Source organism: Mesorhizobium sp. NZP2077 (assembly GCF_013170805.1).
Taxonomy (GTDB): Bacteria; Pseudomonadota; Alphaproteobacteria; order Rhizobiales; family Rhizobiaceae; genus Mesorhizobium.
The window spans coordinates 1,934,284-1,948,873 of record NZ_CP051293.1; the positions used below are offsets into that span (position 1 = coordinate 1,934,284).

12 protein-coding genes are annotated in these 14,590 nt (G+C 63.6%); all 12 read right to left on the reverse strand.

Going from position 1 to position 14,590, the window contains the following annotated elements; all coding sequences use genetic code 11:
• Positions 1-68: 68 nt before the first annotated feature.
• The 12 genes from HGP13_RS09555 to HGP13_RS09610 all read right to left on the reverse strand — a co-directional run bounded on the left by HGP13_RS09555 (position 69) and on the right by HGP13_RS09610 (position 14,424).
• Positions 69-1,691 carry a choline dehydrogenase gene (locus HGP13_RS09555; protein ID WP_172224432.1) on the reverse strand — a complete coding sequence of 541 codons (1,623 nt, stop codon included), beginning with the start codon at positions 1,689-1,691 and terminating at the stop codon, positions 69-71.
• 12 nt (positions 1,692-1,703) lie between these two features.
• Entirely contained in the window at positions 1,704-2,465 is a 762-nt protein-coding gene (locus HGP13_RS09560; RefSeq protein WP_172224435.1) for a 3-ketoacyl-ACP reductase, read from the reverse strand.
• Positions 2,462-3,964 carry a GMC family oxidoreductase gene (locus HGP13_RS09565; RefSeq protein ID WP_172224438.1) on the reverse strand — a complete coding sequence of 501 codons (1,503 nt, stop codon included), beginning with the start codon at positions 3,962-3,964 and terminating at the stop codon, positions 2,462-2,464. The genes HGP13_RS09560 and HGP13_RS09565 overlap by 4 nt, the downstream gene beginning before the upstream one ends.
• 5 nt (positions 3,965-3,969) lie before the next feature.
• A complete protein-coding gene (locus tag HGP13_RS09570; protein WP_172224441.1) occupies positions 3,970-5,085 on the reverse strand; it encodes an ABC transporter ATP-binding protein in 1,116 nt (371 codons plus the stop codon).
• A 20-nt stretch (positions 5,086-5,105) separates the two neighbouring features.
• Positions 5,106-6,050 (reverse strand): carbohydrate ABC transporter permease, encoded by a 945-nt coding sequence (locus HGP13_RS09575; RefSeq protein WP_172224444.1) that lies wholly within the window; start codon positions 6,048-6,050, stop codon positions 5,106-5,108.
• Complete coding sequence (locus tag HGP13_RS09580; protein WP_172224447.1) at positions 6,047-6,997, reverse strand: sugar ABC transporter permease; 951 nt, start codon at positions 6,995-6,997, stop codon at positions 6,047-6,049. The genes HGP13_RS09575 and HGP13_RS09580 overlap by 4 nt, the downstream gene beginning before the upstream one ends.
• A gap of 153 nt (positions 6,998-7,150) precedes the next feature.
• The gene (locus HGP13_RS09585; RefSeq protein ID WP_172224450.1) at positions 7,151-8,404 is read right to left on the reverse strand and encodes an ABC transporter substrate-binding protein; all 1,254 of its coding nucleotides are present in this window, start codon (positions 8,402-8,404) and stop codon (positions 7,151-7,153) included.
• A 58-nt stretch (positions 8,405-8,462) separates the two neighbouring features.
• Complete coding sequence (locus HGP13_RS09590) at positions 8,463-9,974, reverse strand: aldehyde dehydrogenase family protein (RefSeq protein ID WP_172224453.1); 1,512 nt, start codon at positions 9,972-9,974, stop codon at positions 8,463-8,465.
• Positions 9,975-9,988: 14 nt separating this feature from the next.
• A complete protein-coding gene (locus tag HGP13_RS09595; protein ID WP_172224456.1) occupies positions 9,989-10,765 on the reverse strand; it encodes an enoyl-CoA hydratase/isomerase family protein in 777 nt (258 codons plus the stop codon).
• On the reverse strand, positions 10,758-12,359 hold the full coding sequence (locus HGP13_RS09600; protein ID WP_172224459.1) for an acyl CoA:acetate/3-ketoacid CoA transferase: 1,602 nt from the start codon (positions 12,357-12,359) through the stop codon (positions 10,758-10,760). Before HGP13_RS09600 ends, HGP13_RS09595 begins: the two co-directional genes overlap by 8 nt.
• Positions 12,356-13,372, reverse strand: coding sequence for a Gfo/Idh/MocA family oxidoreductase (locus tag HGP13_RS09605; RefSeq protein WP_172224462.1), 1,017 nt, complete (start codon positions 13,370-13,372; stop codon positions 12,356-12,358). The genes HGP13_RS09600 and HGP13_RS09605 overlap by 4 nt, the downstream gene beginning before the upstream one ends.
• A complete protein-coding gene (locus HGP13_RS09610; protein WP_172224465.1) occupies positions 13,369-14,424 on the reverse strand; it encodes a LacI family DNA-binding transcriptional regulator in 1,056 nt (351 codons plus the stop codon). Before HGP13_RS09610 ends, HGP13_RS09605 begins: the two co-directional genes overlap by 4 nt.
• Between the last annotated feature and the right edge of the window lie 166 nt (positions 14,425-14,590).

The following is a 14,590-nucleotide window of genomic DNA, read 5'->3' on the forward strand; positions in this document are numbered from 1 at the left end:
TTTTTTGCTCTCCTTGTTTCAGAGCAATTCCGGACGGAAAACCGTTCACACTTTTCCTGGAATTACTCCTAAGCAGCCCGGTTGCCGGAAAACACAGCCGGCGGCAGCGGTTCGCGGCCGAGCACCAAATCGGCGCCCTTTTCGCCGACCATGATGGTCGGTGCATTGGTGTTGGAGGAGGGGACACGCGGCATCACCGAGGCGTCGCAGACCCGCAGGCCTTCGATGCCGCGCAGGCGCAAATCCGGCGTCACCACGGCCATGGCGTCATGGCCCATGCGGCAGGTGCCGACCGGGTGGTGATCGGTCTTGGAGGTACGGCAGGCATAGTCGATCAACTCGTCGTCGCTGGCCAGTGACGGGCCAGGCAACACTTCGCGCAGCACGTAGGGGGCAAGCGCCTTCTGCCGCATGATCTCGCGCGCCAGCCGCAACCCCTTCAGCGACATGGCGCGGTCATAGGGATCGGACCAGTAGTTGGGATCGATCAGCGGATGGTCGGCCGGATCCGCGCTCTTCAGCCGCACCGTGCCGCGCGAGCGCGGCCGCAGGAAGGCCGAGTTCAAGGTGACGCCCGGATTGTTCAGCTTCTCGACACCGGCCTCGATGCCGGAGCCGAGGCCTAGATGAAACTGGATGTCGGGCGAGGCGGCTGTGGGGTCGGCGTACCAGAAGCCGCCGGTCTCGAACAGGCTGGAGGCCACCGGTCCTTTCTTCAGCAGCAGATATTGCAGGCCGGCCCAGGCCGTGCGGTGCAGCTTGGCGTAGTTGTCGTAGGTGTGATCGCCGGTGCATTCGGCGATCACGAACAAATCGAGATGATCCTGCATGTTGGAGCCGACGCCGGGCAGGTCATGCACCGGGGTGACGCCCACCGATTTCAGATGATCGGCCGGGCCGATGCCCGACTGCATCAGCAGCTTCGGCGAGCCGATGGCACCGGACGAGACGATCACCTCGCGCTCGGCACGCAGGATTTTCTTTTCGCCGCTGTCGACGATCTCGACACCGATGGCGCGGCCGTTCTCGACGACGATGCGGGTCACCAGCACGTCGGTCCTGACGGTGAGGTTTTTGCGCGCACGGATCGGCTTGAGATAGGCGACGGAAGCGGAGGAGCGCCGGGCGTTCTTCTGGGTCAGCTGGTAGTAGCCGACGCCTTCCTGGCTCGCGCCGTTGAAGTCCGGGTTGAAGGGGATGCCCATCTCCTGACCGGCGCGGAAATAGGCCTCGCAGATCGGCAATGGCGAAATCGGGTTCGAGACCCCGAGCGGACCCTGGTCGCCATGGAAATCGTTGGCGTAGCGCTGATTGTTCTCGGCCCGCTTGAAATAGGGCAGGACGTCGCGGTAGCCCCAGCCGGCGAGGCCCTCTTCCTTCTCCCAAGCGTCGTAGTCGCGCGCGTTGCCGCGCGTGTAGATCTGGGCGTTGATGGACGAGCCGCCGCCGACCACCTTGGCCTGCGTGTACCAGAAGACGCGGTCGTTCATGTGTTTCTGCGGCACGGTCGACCAGCCCCAGGAGGCTATACCCCTAGTCATCTTCGCAAAGCCCGCCGGCATGTGGATGTAAGGGTGCCAATCCTTGCCGCCGGCTTCCAGCAGCAGCACGGAATTTGAGGGATCCTCGCTCAGCCGGTTGGCCAGAACGCAGCCGGCCGGACCGGCGCCCACGATGATGTAGTCGGTCATTTTTTCATCCGTTCAGAGCCGTGGCACGGAGAGCGCGCCGTCGACATTGATGATCGAGCCGGTCGAAAAGCCGAGCTTGCCGGCAGCAAGCGTCGCCACCACCGCGCCGATGTCTGACGCTTCGCCCCAGCGTTTGGCCGGCACCAGTCCACCCTCGATGAGGGCGTCATATTTGGCCGTGACGCCTGCCGTCATGTCGGTGCGGATGATGCCCGGCCGCAACTCGAACACGCCGATGTTCTCAGGCGCGAGCCTGAGCGCCAGGTTCTTCACCCACATGGAGAGCCCGGCCTTCGACACGCAGTATTCGGAGCGCTCCGGCGAGGCCATCTCGGCGCTGACCGAGGTGACGGTGATGATCGATTTTGTGTGACCACCCGGTGTGGCCAGCATCGCCTTGGCAACGGCCTGGCTGAGGAAAACCGTGCCGCGCAGGTTGATGCCCAGCGTGCGGTCGAAATTTTCGGGTGTAAGTTCCAGCAGGTCGCCGCGCACGACAGCGCCAACACCAGCATTGTTGACGAGGCAGTCGATGCGGCCGAAGGCGCGTAACGCGGTATCGACCAACGCGGCGTGACGGTCGAGATTGGCAATGTCACAGGTGATATAGGCGAATTTCGCGCCACGCGATGAGATATTGGCGGCTAGTTCGTCAGGCGCTAGTTGGGCGAGATCGGCGACCAGAATGTCAAAGCCGGCATCAGCCAGCGCTTCCGCGCAGGCAAGGCCGATGCCACGCGCGCCGCCAGTAACGATGGCTGCGGGGCGGGTCATGCGGCAAGCTCAGTCTTGCGGATATGGTTGGCAACCCGCAGCGCTTGTGCTGCAATCGACAGAGCCGGATTGACCGCAGCCGAGTTCGGCAAAAAGCTGCCGTCGACGACGAACAGGTTCGGGTGGTCGAAGGCGCGGCAGAAGGGGTCGAGCGGCGCGGTCGCGGGATGGTTGCCCATCTTCACCGTGCCGCACTGGTGCGAGGGGGTGCGCTTGTCGAAGGGGCGGGACAATACGATGGGGTAACCGCAGGCACGGAAGTTCTCGCGCATCACCTTGGTCAGCCCGTCGAGCGACTGCATGTTGGAGCGCCGCCACTGCATGACGATGTCCTTGCCGTCGACCATGATGCGGCTTTCGGGATCGGGCAGATCCTCGCACATCAGATACCAGTCGACGGCGTGGCCGGCCATGTAATCGAGCGCGAATTTCGGCACCGACTTCACATTGGCCTTCAGCATGTTGCCGTCGATCTTGCCGAGCAGTTGAACATTGCCGAGCGGCTTGCCGCCCTTGCCGTCGGAGAGATAATAGTCGTTCAGCATCAGCGTCTTCTGGTAGACGGCATCGTTCCGGCGGCGCGGGTCGATGGCCAGCATGGCGCTGGAATTGTGGTTCATGAAGTTGCGGCCGACCTGGTCGGAGCGGTTGGCGAGGCCCTTGCCATCGGATGAGGGCGAGCGCAGCAGGATGACGGCGGAATTGACCGCGCCCGCGGACAGGATGACCAGTTTCGGCGATACTTTCTTCAGCTCGCCGTTCTGGCGGTAGTGGATGGCGGCGATGGTTTTGCCGTCGGCCGCCGCTTCGAGATATTCGACATAGCAGCCGGTCTCGAGCCGGATGTTGCTGTCCTTGAGCGCCGCCGCCAGCGGTGCTGTCTGGGCGTCCATCTTGCCCTGGCCGGTGTTCGGAAACGCGTCCCAACCGGTGTTGCCCTCCTTCAGCCAGGTGTCGATGTCGACGCCGAGCGGCAGCGAGGCCGGATGCAGGCCGAGGCCTTTGAGTTCGGCGCGGGCGCGCGCGATCGGCGCTTCGTCGGGCACTGGCTTGAAGGCATAGGGGACCGAGTGGAACGGTTCGGTCGGATCTTCGCCCAGCGTGCCGCGCACGCGAAACAGCTGCTCGGCTTGGGAATACCAGGGCTCGAATTCGTCATAGGGAAACGGCCATGCTGGCGAAACGCCGCCAAAGTGTTCCATGGCGGAAAAATCTTCCTTGCGATAGCGGATCAGCACCGCGCCGTAGAATTTCGAATTGCCGCCGACATAGTAGTAATTGCCGGGGTTGAAGGCCGCACCGCCGGCTTCGCGCCACATCTCCTTTGGCCGGTAGTGGCCGTCGACGAAGATGGAGCGCGTGTCGCGTGCATGCGGCGTTGCCGGCAAGGGCTCACCGCGCTCCAGCATCAGGATCGAGGCGCCGCTGCCGGCCAGGCCGGAGGCGATCGTGGAGCCGCCGATGCCGGAGCCGATGATGACGATATCGGGGCTGGTCATCTCGATCAGCGGATGCGGTTCTCGGTCGCCGGATCGAAGAACACCGCCTTGGTCAGGTTGAAGGCGAGCGGCGTGCTGGTGCCCGGCTGGATGTTGGCATCGGCGCGCAGCCGTGCGACAACGCCCTTGCCGCCGAGATTGGTGACGGCGAAGGTGTCGGAGCCAGCCGGCTCGACGACCTCGATGTGCAGTTCGGCGGTGGCGATGTTCGAGGCGTTGCGTTCAGCGCCTTCCGGATCGGTCAGCGCTTCCGGTCGCACGCCGAAGATGATCGGCTTGCCCTGGAATGCCGAGAGACCCGCCGGGGCATTGGCCATCGGCAGCGTGATCGGCTCGCGCGCCTCGCGCTGCAGCACGACGGACAGCGCATTGCCCGAGGTGGCGATGGTCGCCGGGATCAGGTTCATCGCCGGTGAGCCCATGAAGTCGGCGACGAACAGGTTGGTGGGGTTGTTGTAGATTTCGGCCGGGGTGCCGAACTGCTGCACCTCGCCATCACGCATGACGGCGATCTTGGTCGCTAGCGTCATCGCCTCGATCTGGTCGTGGGTGACATAGACAATGGTGGTGCCGGTGGTGGCATGCAGGCGCTTGATCTCGATGCGCATGTCGACGCGCAGCTTGGCGTCGAGGTTGGACAGCGGCTCGTCGAACAGGAACAGTTTGGGGTCTCGCACCAGCGCCCGGCCCATGGCGACGCGCTGGCGCTGGCCGCCGGAAAGCTGGCTTGGCTTGCGCTGCAGGAGGTGGCCGATCTGCAGCACCTTGGCCACCTTGTCGATCGCCTTCTGGCGCTCGTCGGCCGGCACGCCGCGCATCTCCATGCCGAAGGAGATGTTCCCGGCCACCGTCATGTTCGGATAGAGCGCGTAGCTCTGGAACACCATGGCGATGTCGCGCTTCGAAGGGTGCAGATCGTTGATGGCGCGGCCGTCGACGCGGATCTCGCCCTCGGTGATCTGCTCGAGCCCGGCGATGGTGTTGAGCAAAGTGGACTTGCCGCAGCCGGACGGGCCGACCAGGACCAGGAAGCCGCCCTTTTCGAGCTCGACATCGATGCCCTTCAGGATCTCAACATTCCCGAAGCGCTTCTTCAGCCCGTCAATTTCCAGAAAAGCCATGGTCGTTCCTTCTTGATAGCTCAGCCCTTGACCGCGCCCGCCATCAGCCCGCGCACGAAATAGCGGCCGGCGACGACATAGACGATCAGGGTGGGTAGAGCCGCGATCATCGCGGCCGCCATGTTGACGTTGTATTCGACGACGCCGGTCGAGGTGTTGACGACGTTGTTGAGCGCCACAGTCATCGGCATGGCGTCACCGGTGCCGGCGTAAGCCGAGGCGAACAGGAAGTCGTTCCAGATGTTGGTGAACTGGTAGATCACGGTGACGACGAAGATCGGCATCGAGTTCGGCAGCATGATGCGGCGGAAGATCTGGAAGAAGGAGGCGCCGTCGACCTGTGCGGCCTTGATCAGCTCGGTTGGGAACGCCTCGTAATAGTTGCGGAAGAACAGCGTGGTGAAGCCGATGCCGTAGACGACATGGACGAAGACCAGATTGACCGTCGGATTGCCGAGGCCGAAGCTGGTGCCGACTGAGTTCTGCAAGGTCACGCCGAACCGGCCGAGGCTGCCGAGGATGGTCGCCATCGGCAGCAGCACCGACTGGAACGGAATGAAGCAGGCGAACAGCATCAGCCCGAAGACCAGTGTCGCGCCGCGAAAGCGCCATTTGGTCAGCACGTAGCCGTTGAGCGCGCCGAGCATGGTCGAGATCAGCACGGCCGGAACCACCATCTTGATGGAGTTCCAGAAATAGCCCTTGATGCCGGCGCAGGTGAGGCCGACGCAGGTCTCGCCCCAGGCCTTGACCCACGGGTCGAAGGTCGGCGCCTTGGGCAGCGCCAGCATGTTGCCGTTCTGAATCTCGTCCATGGTCTTGAACGAGGTGACCAGCATGACGAAGAGCGGCATCAGGTAGAACAGCGCAAACAGCGCCAAGAGCCCGTAGATGACGACGCGGTTGACGATCTTGGTGTTGATGCCGCTTGAGGCCTGGCGGGCAGGGGTGGCGACGGTGCTCATCGCGGCTTCTCCCGCAGTTCCGAATAGAGGTAGGGCACGATGATGGCGACGATGGTCATCAGCATGATCACGGCACTTGCCGAGCCGACCGCCATTTCGTTGCGCTTGAAGGTATACTCATACATGAAGTTGGACGGCAGCCAGGCCGAGCCGCCGGGGCCGCCGGAGGTCAGCGCGACCACCAGATCGTACGACTTGATGGCGAGGTGCGCGAGCACGATGAAGGCCGACAGGAAGATCGGCCGCAGCAGCGGAATGACGATGCGGCGATAGAGCTGGAAGGTGGTGGCGCCATCGATCTGCGCTGCCTTCATGATCTCGCCGTCAATGCCGCGCAGGCCGGCCAGGAACATCGCCATGATGAAGCCGGAGGCCTGCCAGACGCCGGCGATGACCACCGTGTAGATGACGAAATCCTTGTTCTTGATCCAGTCGAAATGGAAGCTCGTCCAGCCCCATTGGTGCAGGGTCTGTTCGAGGCCGAGACCGGGGTCGAGGAACCATTTCCAGGCGACACCGGTGACGATGAAGGACAGCGCCATTGGGTAGAGGTAGATGGGGCGCAACACGCCTTCGCCACGGATCTTCTGGTCGAGCAGGATGGCCAGGAACAGGCCGAGCGCCAGGCATATGGCGATGTAGAGAAAGCCGAAAATGCCCATATTGGTGATCGACGTATACCAGCTCGATGGCGGGTCGGTGTCGAAGGTCCAGCCCCACAGCCGCTGATAGGCGCGCGAGCCGGTGATGACGTAGGACGGGAAGGTCTTGGAATTGGTGAAGGACAGATAGATCGTCCACAGGATGAAGCCGTAGACGAAGACGATGGTGATGGCGAAGCTCGGCGCCAGCACGATCTTCGGCAAGGCGTCCTGCAGGCGCGAGCGCACCGAGGCGCGCGGCCGCTCCGGCGTCAGCTTGATCTGTGTTGTCGCTACACTGCTCATGAGGCTCCTCCCGTTTCGGGTCGTCCGTGCTCTGCCGTCAGGCGGCAAGGCGGCCCGTGCGTACGGGTGCTTGGTCGGCATGATGTTCAAGCCGGCCAATCCTGAGGTGAAACCTTCCCCGCCGGAGCGGGGAAGGTGTTTTAGGCGTAGCGCTTACTTGGCGTCGTCGATGGCCTTGACCAGTTCGGTCACGGCTTCGTCCGAGGTCTTGATCTGACCATGGACGAACTTGGAGACGACATCCTTGTAGGCATTGGCGACCGCCGGAGGCGCGCCATAGCCCTGGGCCAGAGAGCCGAACAGCGTGCCGCCGTCATTGGCTGCCTTCAGGTCGGCGATGCCCTTCTTGCCGCAAGCGTCGAAGTCGGTGTCCGGAACGTCGGTGCGGGCCGGAACCGAACCCTTGACGACGTTGAAGGCCGACTGGAAGCTCTTCGACAGAGTAGCGGTGGCCAGTGCGATCTGAGCGGCCTTGCGGTCGTCCGGAACGTTGAACATGCCGAACATGTCGGAGTTGTAGATCACCGAGCCGTCGGTGCCCGGGAAGCGATAGCACAGGAAGTCCGTGCCCGGGGTCTTCTTGGCGGCGTGGAACTCACCCTTGGCCCAGTCACCCATGACCTGCACCAGGGCGTCGCCCTTGATGACCATGGCGGTGGCAAGGTTCCAGTCGCGGCCCGAGAAGTTCGGGTCGACATAGGTGACGAGCTTGGCCAAATTGTCGAACGACTTCTTCATCGTGTCGGACTTGAGCGAGGCGTCGTCGAGGTCGTTGAAGGCCTTCTTGTAGAACTCAGGTCCGCCGGTCGACAGCACGACCGAATCGAACATGGTGGCTTCCTGCCAGTTCTGGCCGCCGAGAGCGAGCGGGATCACGCCCGCCGCCTTGGCCTTGTCGAGCAGGGCAACGAAGTCGTCGAAGGTCTTCGGCTCGGTGCCGCCGATCTTGTCCATGACGGCCTTGTTGATCCACAGCCAGTTGACCGAGTGGACGTTGACCGGAGCCGCGACCCACTTGCCTTCATAGACCGAGAACTTCTGCAGAGCCGCCGGAACCGACTTGTCCCAGCCTTCCTTCTTGGCCGTCTCGGTCAGGTCGCCCATCACGCCTGCCGCGGCATAGTCGAGCACTGTGTAGCCGAGCATCTGCGAGGCGGTCGGGTAGTTGCCGGCCGCGACCATCGCCTTCAGCGCGGTCATGGCAGCGTCGCCGCCACCGCCGGCAACAGGAACGTCCTTCCAGGCATAGCCTTCCTTGGCCAGGTCGCCCTTGAGAACGTTGAGGGCAGCCGCTTCGCCGCCCGACGTCCACCAATGCAGCATCTGCACTTCCTTGACGTCCGCGGCATGCGCCGAGAATACAAAGCTCGTCGCAAGAGCCGTTCCGATAAGCAGTTTGCGCAACATGTACTACCTCCCTTGTTGCATTACACGACCGGTGGAAGCCCACCGGGTTCTTCCCAACTCAGCCGACCCACCATCCGGTGCGCTGGCCGCGATGAAACTGGATTGTCTTTTCCTCGGTATAGTCCTCGACGGCGCGTTTGCCGAGTTCGCGTCCGAGACCGGACTGCTTGTAGCCTCCGAAAGGCAGCTCGGGATAACCTTCCATGAATGTGTTCACCCAAACCGTCCCCGAACGCACCCCACGCGCCACCGACATGCACGTGTCGATGCTGGCGCTCCACACGCCTGCGGACAGACCATAGGGCGTGTTGTTGGCGATGTGCAACGCCTTTTCAATCGTTTCAAAAGTCAGCACGGAGAGCACCGGCCCGAACACTTCCTCGCGTGCGATAGCCATATCCTCGGTGACGCCGCGGATGATGGTCGGGTCGAGATATTGGCCGGCATTGGAGGCCAGTTGCTTGCCGCCGCTGAAGACGTTGCTGCCTTCGTCCGCAGCTGCCGCGACGTAACCGGTCACCTTTGCCAGATGGTCGGACGAGATCATCGCGCCGACCTTGGTTCGATCATCCAGAGGATCGCCAACGGTTACCTTGGCGGTGAGCGCCTTGACGGCGGCCAGGAAATCTTCGGCGATCGCCTCGTGCACGATCAGCCGGCTGCCGGCATTGCAGCATTCGCCGGCATTGAAAAAGCCGCCGAACACCGCCGCGTCGGCGGCTGCTTCGAGATCGGCATCGGGGAAGACGATCTGGCCGTTCTTGCCGCCGAGTTCCATCGAGACTTTTTTGAGCGAATTCGACGCCGCTGCCATGGTCATCTTGCCGACCCGCGTGGAGCCGGTGAACGAGACCATCTCGACCAAGGGGTGGCTGACCATCGGCGCGCCGACATCGGCGCCAAGACCGGCAAGGATGTTGACGACGCCGGCAGGCAGGCCGGCCTCCAGCAGAATGTCGCCAAGGACAAAGGTCGAGGCGGATGTCATCTCGCTCGGCTTGACCACCGCCGTGCAGCCGGCGGCGAGCGCGAAAGGCAGTTTCTGGCTGACGATGAGGAACGGGAAATTCCATGGCGTGATGATCGAGACGACGCCGATCGGCTCGCGCACGACCACGCCCAGCATAGCGTCGCCGAGATTGGCGTAGCTCTCGCCATGCAGCGTGCGGGCAAGCGATGCCGCATAGCGCCAGATGTCGACGGCGCCGCCGATCTCGCCGCGCGCCTGGGCGATCGGCTTGCCGGATTCCAGCGCGTCGAGCCGGGCGATGTCTTCCAGCCGCGTCTCGATCAGGTCGGCCGTCTTGAGCAGGATCGCGGCGCGTTCGGAGGCTTTCATACGCGGCCACGGGCCGGTCTCGAACGCTTTATGCGCGGCCTGCATCGCCGCTTCCACCTCGGCCTCGCCGGCCTGCGCATAGCGCGAAACAGTGAAGCCATGGCCGGGGCTCTTGCGCGCGAGCGTGCGGCCATCGCGGGCATCGACATGCTTGCCGTCGATCAGCAGCCGGTAGGTTTTCGGCGCGGCTGACGCTTCGGCGGGCATGGCGATTTTGAGGGGGGCGTTCATCAGGATTGTTTTCTCTAGCTTCTTGAAAATGCGGGTTTCTGCTTGGTCTTGAAAGCAGTCACGCCAGCCTTGAGATCGCCGGTGAGCGCGATGAAGCCGCTGGCCAGTGCTTCGGTCGCGGCGGCACTTTCCTCGCCTTCGGCCACCGCGATCATCAGCTTGGCCGCTTCCGTCGCCAGCGGGCCGCGCTCGGCGATCTTTTCGGCCCAAGCTTTGGCTTCGGCTAACCCACCGCCGGTTTCGATAACTCTGTCGACGATGCCCAAAACGAGAGCCTGGGCCGCCAGGAAAACTTCACCACCCAGCGCCATGCGGCGCACGGTCTGCGCGCCGAAGCGACGTACGGCGCGCTGCGTGCCGGACCAGCCGGGCACGACGCCGATCGAGGTTTCGGGCAAGCCCAATTTCACATGCGCCTCCGCGACGCGGAAATCGCAGGCGACGGCCAGTTCCAGCCCGCCACCCAGCGCATGACCGGAGAGCACGGCGATGGTCGGTTGCCTGAGCCGCGCCAGCCGGTCGAAGACGCGATGGCCGTAGCGCACCCATTGCACCTGGAAGTCGGCGGCGCCCATTTGCGCCCACGCTTCGACATCGCCGCCGGCACAAAAGCCCTTGCCTTCGCCGCGGACCAGCACGACACGCACGCCTTCGGCCAGTTCCGCTTCGTCGAGCGCGGCTTCGAGAGCGCGCAGCATCGGAATATCAAGGGCGTTGAACTTTTCCGGCCGTCGCAAGGTGACGATGCCGATGGCGCCGTCCTGCTCCAAGGTGACGAGGCGCTCAGCCATGCGCGCCTCCAAGCGAGGCGCCGCCATTGAGCGACAGGCCGATCGGCCGATCGTGATAGAGCGCCGCCGGCGTCACCTTGAGGTCATTGGCGACACCGAGCAGTGTCTCGGACTGTGCCAGAACATCGCGCTCGAGGTCGATGCCGGGCGCCAGTTCGGTCACCATCAGGCCGTCCGGCGTCAGCTTCATCACGCAGCGCTCGGTGACATAGGTGATGTCCTGTCCTTGAACGACAGCGCGCTTGCCGGAGAAGGAGATGTGCTCGACCTCGTTGACCACCTTCTTGACCTTGCCTTCCGCGTCGATGCGGATACCGCCATCGGCCAGCGAGAGCTTGGCGCCGGCATTGAAGAAGCCGGAGAAGACGATCTTCTTCGCCCGCGCGGTGATGTCGACAAAGCCGCCGGCGCCGGCGGTGACATGCGGCCGCGCCGACAGTTTCGAGACGTTGACCGAGCCGTGGCGGTCGATCTGCAGGAAGGACAGCAGCGAGGCATCGAAGCCGCCAGCCTGGAAATAGATGAACTGGTGCGGCGATGGCATGAACGCGTCGGCGTTGGACGAGCAGCCGAATTTGAAGTCGAGCAGCGGCACGCCACCGACGGCACCCTGCTCGATCACCCAGGTGACCTTGCCGTGCTGGCCCTCTTCCAGAAGAATGCGCGGCACATTGGCGGAGATGCCGAAGCCGATGTTGACGGCCATGCCGTCTCGGAGTTCCATGGCGACGCGGCGCGCGATCACCTTCTGCACGTTCATCTCGGCATTGCGGAAGGTCGATAGCGGCCGGAAGATCTCGCCCGAGATGGCCGGATCGTAAGGCGTCAGCGTCGTCTGCAACTGGTCGGGCGCGACGACGATATGGTCGACCAGCACGCCCGGCACGCGCACATCATGCGGCTTCAGCGTGCCGTTCTCGACGACGCGCTTGACCTGCGCGATGACGACACCGCCATTGTTGCGGGCGGCGAGTGCCTGTTCGAGACCACCGAGATAGGCGCCCTCATGCTCATAGGTGAGGTTGCCGCGCTCGTCGGCCGTGGTGGCGCGGATGATCGAGACCTGCGGCACGATCGAGCGGAAATAGAGCCATTCCTCGCCGTCGAACTGCTGCACCGACACGATTGGCTCGTTTGCCGCCGCATTCATGGCGCAACCCTGGTGACGTGGGTCGGCGAAAGTGTCGAGGCCGACCTTGGTCAGCACGCCCGGCCGCTTGGCGGCGGCCTCACGGTGCATGTCGAACAGGATGCCGGACGGCACGTTATAGGCGGCAACCGAATTGTCGCCGATCATCTTCCAGATCTGCGGCGGCTCGGATGAGGAGGGACCGGACGGATAGGAGCCGCAGAGCGTGCGCTTCAGCAGGCCGGGCTTCGCCAGATGATCGATGCCCTTGATGCCATACATGTCGCCGGCGGCGATCGGATGCAGCGTGGTGATATCTTTCGGGTGGCCTTCCCCGTCGAAGCGTTCGCCGATGGCGGCCAGCACGGCGTCCGGACAGCCAAGGCCGCTCGATGAGGACACGGAAACGACCACGCCATCCCTAATCAGGCTGGCTGCCTGTGCTGCGGAAACGACCTTGCTCAATTCATGCTCCCGAGTTTCGGGTCGATCTTGACGGCCTTGCCGGAGCTGGCCGATTGAAGCGCCGCCTCGGCCGAGGCCAGCGACCAGATGCCGTCCTCGCCAGTGGCGGCAGGCTGGTCCTCGCCGCGGATCGCGGCGTGGAACTGGTGTACGGATCTTGTGTAGAGATCCCCGCGGTCGAAGCTCAGTTCCTCTTCGCCATTCGCCGTGCGCAACAGCACCGAACCGTCCGGCTTCTGGGTCATCACATTGCCGGCGATAAGCGAGCCTTCCGAACCGTGCACCTCGAAGCCGGTGCCGGCGAATTTGGTGGTGAAGCCCTCATGCGACTGGGCGATGAGGCCCGACTTGAAGCGCCAGATGCACATGGCGCCGTCTTCCAGCCCGCTGCCGGCCATGCCCGCGGCTTGCGTGAAGGCCGAGACCTCGACCGGATCGTCACCCAGCACGAAGCGCAGCGTGTCGGCGTCGTGAACGGTGATGTCGAGCACAACACCGCCGCCGGCTTCCGGCTTGGTGATGCGCCAGCCCTGCAGAGTCTCGGGCAGATAGACGGAATGGAAGACGCGTGCGGCGATCGGCTTGCCGATGCGGCCTGAGGCGATGGCGTCGCGCATGGCGCGATGCGCGCCGGCATTGCGCAGATGATGGTTGGTGCCGAGCACGATGCCGGCCGCCCGGGCGGCAGCCACCATCTTGCGCGCGTCGGCGCTGGTCAGCGCCAGCGGCTTCTCGCACAGCACATGCTTTCCCGCCTCGATGGCGGCAAGCGCCTGTTCGAGATGCAGTTCGTTGGTGGTCGAGATGTAGACGGCGTCGATATCCGCATTGAGCAAGGCATCGAGCGTCGAGACGGCGAGCGGAATGCCGTTTTCCCCGGCATAGGCTTTCGCGCGTTCCGGATTGGAACTCATCACCGCAGCGATCTCGCCATCCTCTTGCGCACGAATGGCATTGATCATGAATTGCCTGGCGATCGTGCTGGCGCCGATCAGCCCCCATTTGACACTCACGCGGCGCCTCCCGTTCCCGTAGCTCTTCGCGTACGGCGATCCGGACCGCAGCTTTCCCTGACCACGAGATTGACCGCGCCGATATGGTCCTCCGCACGCGTGGTGCGCGACTGGATCATTTTCAGCATGACATGGGCGGCGCGTTCGCCGAGCCCCGCGGAGTCCACCGCGACGCTGGTCAAGGCCGGCATGTAATGCTCGGCCTCGGCAACGTCGTCGAAACCGACGATGGCGAAATCCGCACCGGGCTCAAGCCGACGCTTGCGCAAAGCCAGCATGGCGCCGAAGGCGACGGCGTCGTTGAAGCAGAGGGCAGCGGTCGGCGGTTCAGCCATCGCCAGAGCCGTTTCCAGGCACGCGATACCACCTCTGCGGCTGGTCTCGCCCTCGACGACAAGCGTGTCGCGCGCGGCGATGCCTTGCGTCTCGCAGGCTTCGCGAAACCCGCCAAGGCGCTCGTGATAGACCACCAGATCGGACGAGCCGCCGAAGAAGACGAGCCGGCGATGTCCCTTGCCTATGAGATGAGCGGTGGCGAGATAGGCGCCGCGATGATTGTCGGGTGCGATCACCGGGATGCGGCTCTCAGGCAAACGGCGCATGGCGAAGACCACCGGCAAGCCCGCCATCTCCAAGCGGCGGAAGGCGCCTGGCGTGGTGCCGCGCGCCGGCGACACGATGAGGCCGGCGACGCCTTGCTCCATCAGCGACTTCAGCACCTCTTCCTGACGCACCGGATTCTCCGCCGTGTTGGCGATGAAGGGCACGATACCGGCCGACTGGAAGACGCGCTCCATGCCGACCGCCAGTTCGGCGAAAAAGGGATTGGTGAGATCGTTGATGACCATGCCGATGACGTTGGAATGGGCCTTGCGCAGATTGGCGGCGCCGCGGTTGTAGACATAGCCGACATCCTCGATGGCCTTGCGCACCTTGACCGCGGTTTCAGGCCGGATCAGCGCGCTGCCCTGGAGCACGAGCGATACCGTCGATTTGGACACGCCCGCCTCGCGGGCGATGTCGAAGATCGTTGCCTTGGCCCGGCTGGCCATACTGCTATCTCCTCCCGGTTTTATTGATAAATTTATTGGAACGTTCTAATCACTGGTTCAATCGTGAGTCAATCGCGAATTTTTTCTCAGTCTGAAAAACCGATTGTGCGTACTCAAATGGCTTAGCTTGCAAGGCTTTCTGTGTTGCAACGCAGCATTTGATCGC

Bases quoted from the DNA above. Each gene is read 5' to 3' on its own strand.
- HGP13_RS09585 (WP_172224450.1), bottom strand. From the start codon at position 8,404: ATGTTGCGCAAACTGCTTATCGGAACGGCTCTTGCGACGAGCTTTGTA.
- HGP13_RS09595 (WP_172224456.1), bottom strand. From the start codon at position 10,765: ATGGCTGAGCGCCTCGTCACCTTGGAGCAGGACGGCGCCATCGGCATC.
- HGP13_RS09560 (WP_172224435.1), bottom strand. From the start codon at position 2,465: ATGACCCGCCCCGCAGCCATCGTTACTGGCGGCGCGCGTGGCATCGGC.
- HGP13_RS09570 (WP_172224441.1), bottom strand. From the start codon at position 5,085: ATGGCTTTTCTGGAAATTGACGGGCTGAAGAAGCGCTTCGGGAATGTT.
- HGP13_RS09580 (WP_172224447.1), bottom strand. From the start codon at position 6,997: ATGAGCAGTGTAGCGACAACACAGATCAAGCTGACGCCGGAGCGGCCG.
- HGP13_RS09555 (WP_172224432.1), bottom strand. From the start codon at position 1,691: ATGACCGACTACATCATCGTGGGCGCCGGTCCGGCCGGCTGCGTTCTG.
- HGP13_RS09610 (WP_172224465.1), bottom strand. From the start codon at position 14,424: ATGGCCAGCCGGGCCAAGGCAACGATCTTCGACATCGCCCGCGAGGCG.
- HGP13_RS09565 (WP_172224438.1), bottom strand. From the start codon at position 3,964: ATGACCAGCCCCGATATCGTCATCATCGGCTCCGGCATCGGCGGCTCC.
- HGP13_RS09590 (WP_172224453.1), bottom strand. From the start codon at position 9,974: ATGAACGCCCCCCTCAAAATCGCCATGCCCGCCGAAGCGTCAGCCGCG.
- HGP13_RS09575 (WP_172224444.1), bottom strand. From the start codon at position 6,050: ATGAGCACCGTCGCCACCCCTGCCCGCCAGGCCTCAAGCGGCATCAAC.